The organism is Chitinophaga sp. 180180018-3 (assembly GCF_037893185.1).
Lineage (GTDB): Bacteria > Bacteroidota > Bacteroidia > Chitinophagales > Chitinophagaceae > Chitinophaga.
The window spans coordinates 2932919-2949784 of record NZ_CP140772.1 but is presented as its reverse complement, the minus strand read 5'-3'; the positions used below and the strand labels follow the sequence as shown (position 1 = coordinate 2949784).

At 46.7% G+C, this 16866-nt stretch carries 8 protein-coding genes; 2 read left to right on the top strand and 6 right to left on the bottom strand.

Features of this window, described 5'->3' with window-relative positions; genetic code table 11:
* Nucleotides 1-59 precede the first annotated feature (59 nt).
* Complete coding sequence (locus UNH61_RS11540) at nt 60-623, top strand: hypothetical protein (RefSeq protein ID WP_339071019.1); 564 nt, start codon at nt 60-62, stop codon at nt 621-623.
* A 45-nt stretch (nt 624-668) separates the two neighbouring features.
* On the opposite strand, the gene UNH61_RS11535 is transcribed toward UNH61_RS11540, so the two are convergent.
* Entirely contained in the window at nt 669-1649 is a 981-nt protein-coding gene (locus tag UNH61_RS11535; protein WP_339071017.1) for an AraC family transcriptional regulator, read from the bottom strand.
* A gap of 260 nt (nt 1650-1909) precedes the next feature.
* On the opposite strand from UNH61_RS11535, the gene UNH61_RS11530 reads away from it, so the two are divergent.
* Nucleotides 1910-4399 carry a glycoside hydrolase family 95 protein gene (locus UNH61_RS11530; RefSeq protein WP_339071016.1) on the top strand — a complete coding sequence of 830 codons (2490 nt, stop codon included), beginning with the start codon at nt 1910-1912 and terminating at the stop codon, nt 4397-4399.
* 24 nt (nt 4400-4423) lie between these two features.
* Here UNH61_RS11530 and UNH61_RS11525 read toward each other — a convergent pair whose 3' ends face one another.
* From UNH61_RS11525 to UNH61_RS11505, 5 genes are all read right to left on the bottom strand, one after another.
* A complete protein-coding gene (locus tag UNH61_RS11525; RefSeq protein ID WP_339071015.1) occupies nt 4424-6301 on the bottom strand; it encodes a HAMP domain-containing sensor histidine kinase in 1878 nt (625 codons plus the stop codon).
* 128 nt (nt 6302-6429) lie between these two features.
* Complete coding sequence (locus UNH61_RS11520) at nt 6430-8325, bottom strand: ATP-binding protein (RefSeq protein ID WP_339071014.1); 1896 nt, start codon at nt 8323-8325, stop codon at nt 6430-6432.
* A 275-nt stretch (nt 8326-8600) separates the two neighbouring features.
* Nucleotides 8601-10103, bottom strand: a complete 1503-nt coding sequence (locus tag UNH61_RS11515) for a RagB/SusD family nutrient uptake outer membrane protein (RefSeq protein WP_339071013.1) — start codon at nt 10101-10103, stop codon at nt 8601-8603.
* Nucleotides 10104-10130: 27 nt separating this feature from the next.
* Nucleotides 10131-13268, bottom strand: a complete 3138-nt coding sequence (locus UNH61_RS11510) for a TonB-dependent receptor (protein ID WP_339071012.1) — start codon at nt 13266-13268, stop codon at nt 10131-10133.
* Between the two features lie 389 nt (nt 13269-13657).
* Complete coding sequence (locus UNH61_RS11505) at nt 13658-16852, bottom strand: PVC-type heme-binding CxxCH protein (protein ID WP_339071011.1); 3195 nt, start codon at nt 16850-16852, stop codon at nt 13658-13660.
* Between the last annotated feature and the right edge of the window lie 14 nt (nt 16853-16866).

Here is a 16866-nt window from a genome sequence, read left to right as displayed (position 1 = left end):
TACGGGACCGGCCGGCCTGACACTGTTCAGTATTTTCTCACCACTAAATGGATTATTTTATGGCAAAAGCAACAGACAATGTGATCCTGCAGGGAACACATGGCACCTTTGCAAAACAGGTGGTTATTCGTCAACGTTTCGGTCAGTCCATTTTAAGTAAAAGGCCTACACATGTCAAAGGAAATCCCACTCCTGCACAACAGGTGGTCAGAGAGCGTTTCCAGACAGCCACCCTGTATGCTAAATCAGTAATGGCTAACCCCGATTTGCTGGCCCAATATCGTGCTGTGGCAAAGAATGGGCAATCGGCCTATAACCTTGCTTTGGCAGACGCTTTCCGCGCTCCTGAGATCAGGGAAATAGATGCGCTCAATTACACAGGTAAGACCGGAAGTACCATACGTATCCGGGCAATAGATGACTTCAGGGTTAGGGCGGTAGTGGTATCTGTTTACAGCGCCGATAACCAACTGCTGGAAACAGGAAATGCAGTACAGCAGAACATTGGCCTCGACTGGATCTATACAGCCACCCAGGAGCATGCTCCAACAACAGGCGCTAAAATAAAAGTGCAGGCGTCTGACCTGCCAGGAAATGTTACCCTGAAAGAGCAGGTATTGTAGTAAAGTACTGATCGCCCCGGGGCATCGAATATATGCTCCGGGGTTTTATTTCTGGTAATGCGCAGGTGTATAACCAGTGAAGGTTTTAAAAGCCCTGATAAAACCCGATGCTGAATTGTACCCAACTTCATAGGCTATATCATGAATGTTGATATGCCCGTTTTGTAACAACTGCTTCGCCCTCTCCATTCTTACTTCCGTCAACCATTCATATACACTAACCCCATAGAGCATACGAAAACCTGCTGTCAGTTTCCGGACATGTAAATGTACCTGCCTTGCGATTTCCTCCAGCTGTATCGGCTTATGTAATTCGCCGGCCAGTATAGCGCCGGCCGCTCGCAGAGATTGCAGGTCTTCAGGAGAAAAATGATACTTTGTACAAAAATCCTTTTGTGTTTCATTCATTGCAGACAAATACAATAACAACAAATCACAGATTCGGGCATGCAGAAAAATATCCCTTTCCGCCTCGTTTAATTCGCAACTATATATGCTGTCCAGTATGGAGTTTACCTTTGGAGTAATTTCTGCGGCATCTTGCTGGAGCCCTCTCCTGCTGTTGGTTAGTATATTCTCCAGTACCTCCCTCATCACCTGATTATTTTGTCCCAGGCCCTGTATCAATTTCGCCGGCAGATTTATTTGAAATATCACTACTTCTCCTTTAGGCATCTGCACCGTGTAATTGCCGGCCGGAATGTAGTACAAATGATACCATCCATTTTGTATCAGTGTTTTTTGGGAGCCATTTAGCAAAAAAGTAAGGTTGCCCTTCAACGCATAACTTAATGTGACCATCGGTTCTGAAACAATTGTTTGCAGGCGAATTGCCTGCTTCATACGGAAGAAATGCAGATAAATGGTATAAACATCCGTTGGGGTTTGTTGCTGATATATTTCACCAAAAGCGCCGGTAATGTAGGTGGCTCTTAAAAAGGGCAACAAGTCTCGTTCTTCACTTAGCGGGAAACGTTCAGCCATAGATGCCTGACTTTGTAAAGGATCTGGTAGTATGAATTTCATGACAAACGGGTATTAACATAAAACGAATGGGATAACACTATCTTTTGGGACAATGAGCATATGGTTGCTAGTGGTTCTGATGGCTAAAATACGACATTTCTGATAAAATTGCGGCCAAAGTGCTATCCATCAGCTTTCAAAGGAATTCATATACTTATTGAACAATTGATAATATTTTTTTACCGATACCCCGAATTTCCCTTCCACCCCTACTATTTATTTTCTAATTTTCTCCTATTGCCCTGTAAAAAAGCTCATTAATGATCAATTCCTCGTTCAGAAAATACTCCTGGATCCCAGGCCTTTTATTATTTGCCACTACCGCACATGCGCAAACTACACCCCTGCCTGCCGTTGAAAGACCTGCAGACATCACTGCGAAATGGAGCGACAGAGCACAATGCAGCGGACAATCAGGCGAGCCGCTTAAAGGCAACGTGTTATGGTATCGCAACCCTGCCCATGTATGGGAGGAAGCATTACCTATAGGCAACGGCCGCATAGGCGCCATGATATTCGGCGGCGTGGCAGACGAACGGATACAGCTAAACGAAAGCACCCTGTGGGATGGATACCCGATGGATGCCGATAATCCTGCAGCCTTAAAAGCACTCCCCGAAGTAAGGCGGCTTCTTTTTGAAAACAAAAACAACGAAGCGGTGAAGCTGGCCAGCGAAACCATGCTGGGCAAGCCCGAAAGGATAAAGCCCTATCAATCGCTGAGCGAAGTATGGCTCGATCAGCCGGTAATGGCGGCGAACCATTACACCCGTAGTCTCGATCTTGCTACTGCGGTGGCAACGGTAAAGTACACGTCCGATGGCGTGGAGTATACCCGCGAAAATTTTGCCTCACTGGCTAACGATGCTGTTATTGTAAAGTTTACTGCCAGCCAGCCCGGTAAAATCAACTTCCGGCTCGTGCTCAAACGGCAGCAGGATGCGCAATGCATTCCGGATGCAGCTGATCCGGCAGCACTCATCCTGGAAGGCCGGCTGCCGGTAAAGGATAAAGATGGAAATGCCCGTGGAATAAAGTTTGCTGCCCGTGCTAAAGTACTCAGCAGCGGAGGGAAAGTGTATGTAAAAGATGGGATTTTACACGTAGAAAATGCCAACAGCGCTACCCTGTTTATAACCGGCGCTACTAATTATCCTGGTCTGAAAAATCTTGCCAAAGGCATTACTACTGTTAATACAGATCCTATACAGCAATGCCGGAGCAAGGCGACTGCTGTTGCCGCTAGATCCTATGCGGCTTTAAAATCGGCGCATATAGCGGCTTACAAACAGTATGCAGATCGAATGAGTTTACATTTTGAGACAGGTGATGCCCAGGCTGCCGTTCTTCCTACGGATGAACGCCTGGAATATGCACGACGCGCTGGCAGTCCTGATGCCGGTTTGGTGGAATTGTACTTCCAGTTTGGCCGCTATCTGCTGATCTCCAGCTCGCAGCCGGGATGTATGCCAGCCAATCTGCAGGGGCTCTGGGCATGGCAGATGACGCCACCATGGAACGCCGACTATCACACCAACATCAATGTGCAGATGAATTACTGGCCGGCAGAAATCACTAACCTGAGTGAACTTCACGGGCCGCTGTTTGATCTGGAAGAAGAGCTGGCTAAACCCGGCGCACGCACCGCCCGCCAGACATATGGCGCCAGAGGCTGGGTAGTGCACCACCTCACCGATGCCTGGGGCTTTACTGCGCCCGCAGACGGACCACAGGGTATATGGCCCATGGGAGCAGCCTGGCTCGCGCAACATCTCTGGGAACATTATTGCTATACCGGCGATAAAAAATTTCTATCGCACACGGGCTATCCGCTGATGAAAGGTGCAGCTGAGTTTATGCTCGACTTCATGGTGGAAGCTCCTGCCGGAACTGTCTGCCCCGGTAAATTGGTCACCAATCCCTCCTACTCTCCGGAAAATGCTTTCCTGCTGGCTGATGGCACTAAATCCGTGTTCACCTACGGCGCCACCATGGATATAGAAATCATTCACAACCTGTTGGGCAATTGTATCGCAGCGGCCGAAACACTGGGCATAGATCCTGCTTTCAAAGATCAGTGTGCAGCCGCATTAAAACGCCTGGCGCCTGTGCGTATCAGTCCGGCTACCGGCCGTATTATGGAATGGGCAGAAGATTATAAGGAAGTGGAACCACATCACCGTCATACCTCCCATTTATTCGGATTGTATCCGGGCAATCAGATCACCATGGAAGGCACTCCTGAGCTGGCAGCAGCCGCCCGTAAAACCCTGGAAGGCCGCGGAGATGATGGCACCGGCTGGAGCCTTGCCTGGAAGATTAATATGTGGAATCGCCTGCACGACGGTAACCACGCGTTTCGTTTACTCTCTGGATTGATCACTAAAAAAACATTGCCCAACCTGTTCGACAATCATCCACCTTTTCAGATCGACGGTAATTTCGGCGCTACTGCAGCCATAGCGGAGATGCTGCTGCAAAGTCAACATAAACGAAGCGACGGCTCTTTTGAAATATCGCTGCTGCCTTCGCTCCCCGATGCGCTGGCCAGTGGCCGTGTTGCAGGACTTTGTGCCCGCGGCGGATTTGTAGTGGATATGGAATGGCAACAGGGGCAACTGGTAAAAGCAACTATTGTATCAAAGCTTGGCGGTCCTTTGAATATTAAGGCAGGTAATAAGTCTGTTAGTTATAACACCCGGAAAGGCGAGCTGGTGAAGCTTAACAGCCAGCTGGTGAAGGTGATGTAAACCGATGAAAGCGGAGATCATAAGCTAGCAAGGTAACTCCAGCCGGAACACTGTGCCCGCCCCCTTCTCACTTTCAACTGTAAGTTTACCCTGCATCTGTTTTACCATGTCGTAGCTGATGACCAGCGCCAGCCCCGCGCCTTTCAATGTGTCGGTCTTTACGGCATCGTTCTGCCCGAGCGTGAACAACCTCGTCACGGCTTCCGGCGACATCCCCATGCCCTCATCAGCTACTGACAGCTTCACTGCACGATTGTGTTGTTCAGCAGCAACGGTAATATGGCTGCCCGGAGGAGCATACTTAGTGGCATTACTAAGCAGATTGCGTAAAATGAATAACAACATGGTTCTATCGGCGCTTACAGCCAGGGATGCCGGCTCCACGCTGGCGTTCAGTTCAACGTTTTTCTTTTGCTGATCGGATACAAAGAACACATTGGCCTGCTGTACCGCATCCTGTACGGATACCGGTACCGGATGATAAGCAAAATCTTCCCGCTTGGATTTCACCCAGGCTAATAACCCGTCGATGAATTGGATACTCTGCATGGAAGTTTCCCTGAGGCCATCCATAATAACATTGTTTTCCTCCTTTGTCAGGGCAATACCCTGTTTCATCATATCTATAAAAGACACCACGGTACCGAAAGGCTGCCTCAGATCGTGTGCCATGATGCCCAGTAGCATCCTGTTAAACTGGTCCCATGATTCCAACCGGGCATTACGCTGCTGCGTTACAGCAGCCAGTTGTTCCTGGACAACCTTAGCGCGTCTCGTAATTTTATATGACCTGAGCAACACAATCAGCAATACCAGGAACAGCACCAGTAGTATTGTTGATATTACAATTATCTTTTTCTGTTCAGCGGACTTCTCCGCCGCCAGCTGCAGGTCTTTTTCATTAGATACAAAATTTGCATAAGTATAGCCGGAGTTTTTCAACCGTTCGTTTAACTTATCTTTCGCTTCCAATAGTAATACTGCATATTCATAGGCTTTAGCTGTGTTGTTTACCGAAGCATAATAATGCATCAGCTTTTCCAGCATCATAGTACGCAATGGGTAATTGGCGTTGGTGGTAGCTTTTTCGAGTGCTTTATTATAGTACGTCAGCGCCGCTGATTTGTCACCTGTGATCAGCATACCATCGGCCAATACTGCATATCCTACTGCAAGCCTGAAATTATTTTCTTCTTTCTCATACATCTCAAGTATGTTCAGCATACTATCAATATTTGCCTTGCTCTTTTCGCGGATGAAAGCGGTAAGTATCCGGGTCAGCCTGAGCTCCTCCAATAGCAGGGAGTCTTTATACTTCCGGGCAATGAATATCGAAAGCGTCCGCATAGAATCTATCTGGGTAACACTAAGGGTCGAGTCCATCTCTGTCAGGTTGGCCACAATAAGGCTCCTGATCGAATCGTGCTGTAGGTGCCTGCTTATTTCATCAGCTTTTCTGACGTAGGAAAGGGTCTGGTTGAGGTTACCCTCAAAGTAAAAGATCATGCCCAGATTATTATACAGCTGGGCTATATTTGAACTGTCGTCCAGTTCCGTATATAGCTGCAATGATTCGTTCATGTATTTGGTGGCGAGATAACTGTTTTCGGACATGTGGAAGATCCCGAACACATTCAATGCCCCCGCTATCCCCGATTTGTAATGCTGCCGTTCTGCTATGTCCCTTGCCTGCCGGGCATAATAAATACAGGAGTCCCATGATTTCAGGTAAAAAAGTAGTCCCAGCTGGTTGAGCGTGTTTACATAAGCGTTGCTATCCGCAAGCTGGGGCAGCTCGTGCTGTAATCGCCGGATTGCGCTCAGTTGAGCACTTGCCTGCTGCATCAGCAATACTACTGCAATAAGTAAGAGGATCCGGCGGCCGATCAATAGGATAAACATATACTGCAAAATAACAACTGACTGACCAATTAAATTAATGCTATTTTTGCATACTGCGAAATATTATCGCGACAGCTATTATATTTCCAGTTTGGCCGCTATTTCGTGATTTTCAGATAGTAGCAAAATTATGCGAGCTCTCTTCTGTAGGACGGCAGCTCCAGATGGAACACAGTACCAGCTCCTTCCTCGCTTTCTACGGTAAGTCTGCCATTCATCTGCTTCACCATATCGTTGCTGATTACCAGTGCCAATCCGGCGCCCTTCTTCGTATCGCCCTGTATGGAATCGCGCTGTTCGAGAGAGAACAACCTTGTCATAGTTTCCGGCGACATACCCTTGCCCTCATCAGCTACCGATATCTGCACTATACTGTTATGCTGCCTGGCTGTTACCGTAATATGACTGCCTGCCGGGGCAAACTTTGTGGCATTGTTTAGCAGATTTCGCAGGATGAATAGCACCATGGTTTTATCGGCGCTTACCTCCAGTGTATCCGGCTCCATGTTGGTGGTCACCCGGATGCTTTTCTTCTGCTGATCGGATACAAAAAAAATATTAGCCTGATGTAACGCGTCCTTTACCGGCACTAACACCGGGCGGTAATCAAAATCTTCTCTTTTAGATTTTACCCACGACAACAACCCATCGATTAACTGGAGACTTTGCGATGACGTTTCCCAGAGGTTATCCATGACAAAACCATATTCCTCCTCCGACAAATCAATACCATGTTTCCTGAATTCTGCAACAGACAGGATGGAGCTAAACGGCTGCCGCAGGTCGTGCGCCATGATGCCCAGCAACATCGTATTAAAACGATCCCATGATTCCAGCTGCGCATTACGCAGACGTGTTGCTGTTGCCAGCCGCTCCTGGGCAACCCTGGCGCGCCGGGCAATCTTATATGACCTGAAAAGCACCAGCAGCAATACCAAGAACAGCACCAATAATATAGTCGATATGGCAATTATCCTTTTTTGTTGAGCGGCCCTCTCGGCCGCCAGCTGCAGGTCTTTTTCATTAAACACGAAGTTTGCATAAGTATAGCCGGATTTTTTCAACCGTTCGTTTAACTTATCTTTTCCATCCAACAATAATATTGCATATTCATAGGCTTTAGCTGTATTGTTTACCGAAACATAATAATGCATCAGCTTTTCCAGCATCATGGCACGCAGTGGGTAATTGGCATTGATGTCAGCTTTTTGGAGTGCTTTATTATAGTAAGTCAGCGCCGCTGATTTGTCACCTGTGGCCAGCATACCATCGGCCAATACCGCATATCCTTCTGCAAGCCTGAAGTTATTCTCTCCTTTCTCATACATCTCAAGTAGGTTCAGCATACTATCAATATTTGCCTTGCTCTTTTCGCGGATGAAAGCTCTAAATATCCGGTTCTGCCTGAGCGCTCCCAATAACAGGGTATCTCTATATTTCCGGGCAATAGATGCCGAAAGCGCCTGCATAGAATCTACCTGGGTAACACTAAGGGTAGAGTCCATGTCTGCCAGGTTACTCACAATAAGACTCCTGATCGAATCCTGCTGCAGATCCCTGCTTATTTTATCTGCTTTTCTAAAATAGGCAATGGTCATGTTGAGGTTACCTTCGAAGTAAAAGATCACGCCCAGATTATTATACAACTGGGCTATATTTGAACTGTCGTCCAGTTCCGTATATAGCTGCAATGATTCGTTCATGTATTTGGTAGCGAGATAACTGTTTTCCGACATGTGGAAAATCCCGAACACATTCAGTGCACCTGCCAACCCGGATTTATAATGCCGCCGCTCTGCAATGTCCTTTGCCTGCCGGGCATAATAAATACATGAGTCCCCCGATTTCAGGTAAAAAAGCATCCCAAGTTGATTGAGGGTATTTACATAAGCATTACTATCTGTAAGCTGGGGCAACTCGCGCTGTAATCGCCGGATACTGCTCAACTGAGCACCTGCCTGCTGCATCAGCAATACCACTGCAATAAGTAAGAGGATCCGGCGGCCGATTGAGGAGATAAACATATACTATAAAAATACCAACTAATTAGTTAACGCTATTTGAACATGCTACGAAATATTGTCGTGGCAGCTATCCAGCTGCCGGCTACAATCGGGCCAATATCTGTGTTGAGAAGATGTTGCAGGTGCATTTTATTCGCTGGCCTCATAAATGAACAAAATGAACAACAATAATACAAATGAATGAAATGGAAAATTACCAACAGCAACCATCATATAAAACAAAACCCTCGCAGACGATTGAATCTGCGAGGGTTTTATATAATTGGTCATCTCTGTTAATACCCCTTCGTGGGCACCAGATTGGGATTATTCCTCAGCTCCCTGCTCGGTATCGGAAACAACAACTCTCTTTCCGTTAACACCGGGCCGTAAGTAAACTTATGCCCAACATAATTATCAAACCCTTTGGTAGTAACGTTAAATGCCTTGCGCAACCGCACCATATCAAACCAGGTCACATTCTCGAAACACAGCTCGTACCAACGTTCGCGCCATACCGCCTCCCTGAATTGATCTTTGGAGAGCCCCGTCAATGCCGGTAAATTTGCTCTTGTTCTTATCTGGTTAACGGCATCGTACGCTTTGGCACCGGGGCCACCTGTTTCATTGGCCGCTTCCGCATATACCAGCAACACATCAGCATAACGGATCAGCGACCAGTTCAGATCGCTGTTAGCGGTGCTTGTTTGTGCGGTCACATCAAACAGTTTAAATAAAAAATAACCTCCCAACTGCACGGTCTTTGTTCTGTCACTCCGGCTGCTGAATTGAGTAAAAAAGAACTGGCCTTCTTTTGCACGCTGGTCAGCAGGGTCGTAAGATTTTACGAAGTCGGCAGTAGCGTATATACCGCCTGTTTCTGCAGAATAAGCAGAAATGCCTTTGTTGTACGGAATGATCAGCGATTGCCAGGTACCGGGGATCACCTGTGTTTTATACTGGATCATAAAAATATTCTCATCCACATTTTTCTTCGCCGGATTATGCAGATCTCCATAATTATTGAACAGCTTAAATTGTTTTGAATCCAGCACTTCTTCCGCCTTCTTTGCTGCCAGGTCGAAATACGAACTGCCTTTCTGTAAAGGATATCCCGCCATCGTAAGATATACTTTGGCCAGCAATGATTTCACAGCGCCAAGGGATGCCCTGCCACCGGCATCTGTCCAGGGTAGACCGGCGTTTTCAGCGGTTGTCAGGTCATCAACAATTAATTTGTACACCTCTTCCGGAGGCGCCTGTTTGGGTCTTAACTGATCCGACTTTAAATCAATAGGATCGGTCACCAAAGGGATATTACCAAACATTTGTACCAAATTAAAATAATACCATGCCCTTAAAAAACGTGCTTCACCCAACAGCTTTTTCATCTCTGTCTGATCCATATTAATTTTTGGAATTTTGGCGATAGACAGATTTGCGTTGCTGATGCCTTTATAATAATTTCTCCAGTAGTTTTCTCCATAGCCATTATCAGCGGTATTATGGAGATCTTTTATGTAGTAGCTGTTAACGGCCTGGCCCAGATCTGTGGCTGCCTGCCCGGTGGCAAATTCCGTCATCGTCCAGGGTGCGCCATTGAAATCACCCACCATCGGATCACGCAGGCTTGCATAGATAGCATTCACGGAGCTTCTGGCGTGTTCGGGTTTGGTAAAATAAGTATCTTCTGTATAATTGCTGGGATCCGATTCATCCAAAAATTTCCGGCAACCGGTCAAGCATAATGTTCCTGTTGTTAATACCAGCAGTCCGTATTTTATGATTGTTGTTTTCATAATTTTCTCATTAAAAATTACACAATACTATAACCCAATATTAAGCCCCAGCATAAACACCCTTGGCTTCGGATAGTCGTATACCGTTACACCCTGATCGAACGGAGAGCTGGAGTTGGAAACTTCAGGATCGTATCCTTTAAACTTTGTCACCAGGAAAAAATTCTGAACGGAGGCATATACTCTCAGACGGCTAAGCTTCATGGCTGATACGGTTTTTGATGGAAATACATACGCCAGTAATAAATTACGGCCACGGATAAACGAACCGTCGGTTACTTTATGGCTGTCGTTGTTGGTAGTGTAATAGGCGCTTATCGGACGGATTTGCGCAATGGGGGTATTCTGGTTCGTTTCCGTCCAGGCATTCAGCACGGTTTTATAACTGTTGGCGATGCCCTGCCTGTCTTCCGCTGAATGTATGCTCCTGTCGAGTACATCGTTGCCATACATAAACTGCAGATCTACGGTGAGCGACCAGGCCTTATACTGGAAGGTATTCAGGAAGGTGCCGTATCCATCGGGGATACCTTTGCCGATGATCACCCTGTCCAGATCGTTGATGATGCCATCATTATTGATGTCTTTGTACTTGATGTCGCCGGGCAGCATATTGTATTTCTTTGCCTCATCCGCTTCTTTCGTACCCCACGTACCCAAACTTACCCTTCCAAAGAAGGAACCAACGGGCTCGCCCACCCTGATGATACCGTTGCCGGAAAGTATGTCGCCATTGGCCAATGCCAGTACTTTATTTTTGTTGATGGAAATATTAAAGGTGGTACTCCAGGAGAAATCATCTGTTTTAATATTGGTGGAATTAACGCCCACCTCAACGCCTTTGTTTTCCATGCTTCCCACATTCGAGAATATTTTATCGCGCCCGGTGGTATAGGGCAACGGAGCATCCAGCAGCATCCCATCTACTTTTCTGCGATACAGATCTAATTCGATGTTCAGCCTGTTGGAAAACAAGCCCAGCTCCATTCCGAAATCGACCTGTTTTGTTTTTTCCCAGCGTAAACCAGGGTTAGCTAAACGATCGATACCCACTCCTGAATTACGCGCACCGTCAAAGATCACACTGTAGTTGCCCAGGCCCGCTAACGCTCTGTAGGCGGGTATTTCGGAGTTACCAGTAGCACCATAGCTGGCGCGGAGTTTTAAATTTGATATAGCGGGAATACTCTTCATAAAATTTTCTTCTGTTACTCTCCACGCGAGGGCAGCAGAAGGAAAGAACGCAAACTGATTATCACGTCCGAATTTTGAAGAACCATCCATACGGCCGGTAAAGGTAACCAGGTACCGGTTGCGGAAGCCGTAGTTGACGCGGCCGAAATAAGAATTCAGTCCATTGGCTATTCCCAGCGAAGTAGGCGGCTGCGGACTGGAACCTGCACCAAGATTATAATACCTGTAATAAGAGTCTGTGAAGCCCTGGGTAATTGCCGAATTATCGAAACGGTCGAGATGCTGCCAGGACACGCCTGCCATCGCATTCAAACTATGCACTTTCGCAAATTCCCTGTTGTAGGTAAGATAATTTTCAAACTGCCAGGAGTTATACCTGCTATTGTTTACAGAAGCATCTCCGTTGTCTGAAATATAACGTAATCCTTTTGCTGCAAAATAATCTTCTCTCTGATTGATGATATTAACGCCCAGGATTGATCTCAATTCCAGTCCGGGTGCGAAATGTATGTTTGTAAACAGGTTACCTAAAAAAGTTTGGGTATGCAGAATAGATTGCCTGTCGGCTGCCACCCGCAGCGGATTATCACCGCCTTCCATTCCCGGATAATCCCTGTTGCTGGCCCATGAGCCGTCGGCATATTTTACCGGGATGAGTGGCAGTGCTTCCAGTACCTGGCGCATCATGGTAATACCACTACCATCTAATTGATCTACCTGTTTTTCACGCTGATCGGTATAGCTCATGGTACCGCCTACCTTCAGCCATTCTTTTATCTTACTATCGAACACTAAGCGGCCTGCGTATCTGTCTTGCCACGATCCACGTGCCAGCCCTTCCTGGGTACGATAGTTTAAAAAGGCCCCTATACTTCTTTTCTCATCACCATCTGTAAATCCCAGCTGATGATTTTGTGTGAATGCTTTTTGAAATGCCACATCCTGCCAATCCGTGTCGTAGAGCGGATTTCCCTGTGCATCAAATAATTTAGGGTTGGTACGTTTGGTTTTGGGATCTACATATTTCGTTCCGGTTGCCCATCCAACGGGATCATATTTCTGTGCATTGGCATAAGCCAGGTCTTCTACTGCCAGAAACTCCTTTGAATTGAGCATGGGCAGTTTCCGGGGCAGCACGCCTATACTGAAATCCGGATCATACGTGATACGTCCTCCGCCAGTGCCGCCTCTTTTTGTAGTAACGAGGATGACGCCATTGGCGCCGCGGGCGCCGTAGATAGCGGTGGAAGAAGCATCCTTCAACACTTCGATGGAAGCGATATCATTCGGGTTGATGTAATCGATAGGCGTACTTCCATTCCGTAAATCTACCGGATTCAATATTACCCCATCTATTACATACAATGGATTATTAGATACACTCAACGAGCTGGATCCGCGGATACGTATATTGGTTCTACCTCCCGGCCTTCCGGAGTTGGATGATACATTCACCCCGGTTACGCGACCCGATAAGCCCTGGTTTAGTGAAGAGCTCGGGCGCTCCTGCAGCACGTCTGCTTTAACTGTACCAACAGCACCGGTCAGGTCTGATTTCTTAGTTGTACCATACCCTACTACTACCACTTCGTCTATTTTCTTCACCTGCGGTACCAGCTTAATCAGCATTTCCGTGGAAGTAACTTTTACCTCCTGTGTAACATAGCCAATGTAAGAAATCATCAAAATGGCATCATCAGTAATCCCTTTGATGCTGAAGTTTCCATTGCCATCTGTAGTGGTTGCCTTGTCGGCATTCTTTACTTTTATGCTCACACCGGGCACCGGACCACCATTCTCATCCAACACCTTACCATGCACGTCCATGAGCAACAGACGTGCATAACCGGGCCTTGCCGGATCTTTTGCATGAAGCTGCGTTGCTACTCCCATAAGTAAAGCAAAGGCAGCATAAATGATCTTCTGGCGCAGGGCCATCATTTTAAAAGTCACCGTGGAAAACTGTTTCATAATTAAAAAGTTTCAGGTTAAATTTTCTATTTAGGGCACGTTTTTAAAAGCAGATTTATACCTACGTCCGGGTAATAGCAAGGCCGCCTGTGCCGTTGAATAATAACACCGGAATCAAAAAAGAAAAATAAAGGAAGAGGATTGGCTTATATCTGTTGAAGCCAAAGAATACTACAGTGAACATCAGTACTTAGCTACGTACCGTATATCCATTGCTTAAAAGACAACTACTTTATTTTTGGTTGATAATTAAATAAACTAATTAGATATCCTAACAATATTAAATATTAAGATCGACAATTCCTTGCAATATTTTCACTAAGTGAGATAGTAATTTAACAAAAGGTAAATTTTAGCCAGGAGCGCTGCTATAGCGCTCCTGCGACAGATTATTTCTTTTCCATTGGATGTTCTTTAAGCAGTTCTTTAGGAGAATAAAAGTCTTTTTTACTTTCTATAGCCTTTCTTACCTGCTTCACCTTTTCAGGAGAAATAGCAGGCCCTGTATTTCCGAATGAATTCCGGACATAAGTGAGCACTGCTGCTACCTCATCATCTTTCAGCAAACCGCCAAAGGGAGTCATAGGAACCTGTCCGGGGTAGGCTTTATTATTTACTACTATGGGCCCCATTACTCCTTTCATGACCAGTTTAATCAGCCGTTCGTCGCTGCCCGATACCCATTCTGAGCCGGCAAGCGGTGGGAAGCCTGAATCAGGTAACCCTTTGCCATCCGGCTGATGGCACGTTCTGCAATATCCTTCGATGGAGTAGATTTTCTTTCCCTGATTAAACAATGCCAGTTCTGCACCTTTTAGTTTCGTGTTGGCGCCTGCTTCTTTTTCACTCTTTACATTCATCCCATTTAAATGGGCCACTGCAGTTTCATAGGCGTGGATCATCCACTCGTCCAGCGGCATTTTCTTAGCTTCTGCTAAAATGGGCAACCCTTTTTCTTTGCCTATCCAGGAAGCGGCCACAATCGCCATCAGACGCACGCGGCTATTTTCATCTTTCGCGGCTTGCATCAGCAGTTCCGCCTGGTCCTTTACCTGATGGCCGGTATAACGTACTACCTCTACTGCTGCGGCTCTTGCATGATAATCTTTTGCTTTCAATACCTGTCTTAAAAGATCCTGATCCACTTTATCCAGTCCCCAGCTTACCCAAAGGCCTTCCAGCAAATGATGGTCGTACCTGGGATCATTTTTATCGAGGTTGGCTACCCATGTTTTCAATTTGGCCAGCACCTGCGACACATCTCGGCCTCTCAGCTCGCGGCGGGTTCTGTAGCGGGTTCTGTACTCAGGCAGTTTAAGATTGTCCAGCAGTTCTTCTATGCTGGCTCCTGCTATATGAGCGGGTGTTACTAATGGTTTAGATGGATAAGTAATGCGGTATATCCTTCCGTGTGAATGATCCCGCAAGGGGTCTCTCGCATTGTGCTGCATGTGCCCGATCAGGATGTTATGCCAGTCGATGACGTATAACGATCCATCGGGTGCATACTCCATATCTACCGGCCGGAAATTAGGATCTTCGCTCACCAGCAGATCCTGGCGATGATGGCTCTTATAGCCGGTTCCATCGTCCTGTAAGGTATGTTCCTTCGTTCCCAGGAAGCCGATGGTATTATTGATCAGGAAGTCGCCCTGTATCGAATCCGGGAAGTGGCGGCTGGACACGAACTCCAGGCCCGACGTTGGCCGTACCAGGTGCTTCTCTTCTATCAGCTGTATTGATTTATGTGTAAACTGGCCATATCTTGGTAACACTGTACCGGGAAGCATCCAGCGCATATCCGGACTGGAGGTTTCCGCGAAGAAGGGCTGGCCCCAATCATCGAATGCAATACCCCAGGGATTAGGGATCTGTAATTGCGCGGTGCGTTCCAGTTTCCTGCGCCGCGGATCGAATCTGTAAAAGCCACCGTTGGAAGCACGAATAGTGCCATAGGATGTTTCTACGTGTGTTTGCAGGAATACTCCTTCGCCGGAATAGATGGCTCCTGAAGGATCCGCTGTGAAAGCATGACTGCTATGGTGTGTATCGTGGTCATCAAATCCACTGAGCAGGATTTCTTCCTTATCGGCTTTATCATCTCCGTCGGTATCTTTCAGCAATTTAAGATTGGTTCCCTGCGCCACATAAACGCCTTCGGGTGCTATCTCGAAACCGATTGGCAGGTGCAGCCCCCTGGCGAAGACCGTTTCTTTGTCGGCCTTACCGTCGTTGTCGGTATCTTCCAGAATAATAATTTTATCATCAGGTTTGGCATCTCCCGGTTTGTAATGCGGATAACTCGGCATAACGGCTACCCATAAACGACCTTTATTGTCGAACGACATCTGCATAGGTTTAGCCAGGTCTTTGAACTGCTCTTCAGAGGCGAAAAGCTCTACCTTATATCCTGGTGGCACTTTCAGCTTTTTAACGGCTTCCGCCCCGCTGAGATAGCGCAGACTGCCATTCTTCGTGTTAGCCGGATCATAGTTGGTTTTAACCGGCGGTAATACTTTGGTATATTTATCTTCCGTTGCAATATCCAGTTTCTGTCCTTTGGAAGCCGCCAGCCACACGGCCGTATCCCTGACAGCCGTCATTCCCCGGATCTTCTCTATTTCAGCGGGATAGTTATCTGGTCCATAGGGATTATACCGGCGGCCGAATACATGCACGCCGTTAGGGATTTTATAATCGTTCAGCCACATCCAGTTTTTTTCCTTTACCGCATCATGAACCAGCTGCCTGTTAGCTTCAGCTTTAGGAGCGGCTTTTCCAAAAATCTCATCTACCAGTAAAATTCCTAATTTCTTATATCCTTCTTCATTCAACTGAGAACCATCGATGGTCAACGGTTCCTTCGTATCCCTGTACCATTTTTGTGAAGGAGTAAAGGCATCTACAAACAGTACATTATTCTGCGCGGCCACTTCCTTCATGGCCTGTGTATATAAAGCCAGGTTTTCATTTTCTTTTTTACCATCAGGGAGATCATATCTGTCGGACAGATTTTCGAAAGCAATGGGCGAAACAATGGCCAGCTGTGGTATTGAAGTACCATTATATTTTTGTTTCAGGGTCCATTTGATAAAGGCATCCAATTCACCTTTGTAGTTATCAAGCCCTTCTTTCCCTGCAAATGATTCGCTGTAGCCGAAGAAGGCAATGATCACATCTGTTTTGAGCCGGGTTAACCATTGATCAGGTGTTTCAAAAGTGCCCTGGCTGGGGTTCTCCATCGAATCCACTTCTTTGGCTAACTCAGGGCAGAATTTTTCCGCGCCGGGGAAAGCCCACGGAGAATTCCTGCCGGCATGCGGCCGGAAACCGGGAGTTTCGCCACCATCGCACATATTACGGATGTTCAGGTTATACTCCGGATAACGTACATACAGCTCCGTTTCAAAATTATCATAATTTATCATTCTCGATCCCAGGTTGGCGCCAATCATGGAGATATGCGATCCCTTAGCAACCGCCAGCGGCGCATGTTCCTGCTGCCTGCAGGCACTCTGCATCATTATCACCAATACCACGGGCATAAGCGGTACATACATACCGATTTTAAATAGTCTGGACATCTCAGATAATTTTT

What these genes read in the sequence shown, in the direction of transcription:
- UNH61_RS11525 (WP_339071015.1), bottom strand. Translation starts at nt 6,301, where the DNA reads ATGTTTATCCTATTGATCGGCCGCCGGATCCTCTTACTTATTGCAGTA.
- UNH61_RS11540 (WP_339071019.1), top strand. Translation starts at nt 60, where the DNA reads ATGGCAAAAGCAACAGACAATGTGATCCTGCAGGGAACACATGGCACC.
- UNH61_RS11530 (WP_339071016.1), top strand. Translation starts at nt 1,910, where the DNA reads ATGATCAATTCCTCGTTCAGAAAATACTCCTGGATCCCAGGCCTTTTA.
- UNH61_RS11515 (WP_339071013.1), bottom strand. Translation starts at nt 10,103, where the DNA reads ATGAAAACAACAATCATAAAATACGGACTGCTGGTATTAACAACAGGA.
- UNH61_RS11535 (WP_339071017.1), bottom strand. Translation starts at nt 1,649, where the DNA reads ATGAAATTCATACTACCAGATCCTTTACAAAGTCAGGCATCTATGGCT.
- UNH61_RS11510 (WP_339071012.1), bottom strand. Translation starts at nt 13,268, where the DNA reads ATGAAACAGTTTTCCACGGTGACTTTTAAAATGATGGCCCTGCGCCAG.
- UNH61_RS11520 (WP_339071014.1), bottom strand. Translation starts at nt 8,325, where the DNA reads ATGTTTATCTCCTCAATCGGCCGCCGGATCCTCTTACTTATTGCAGTG.
- UNH61_RS11505 (WP_339071011.1), bottom strand. Translation starts at nt 16,852, where the DNA reads ATGTCCAGACTATTTAAAATCGGTATGTATGTACCGCTTATGCCCGTG.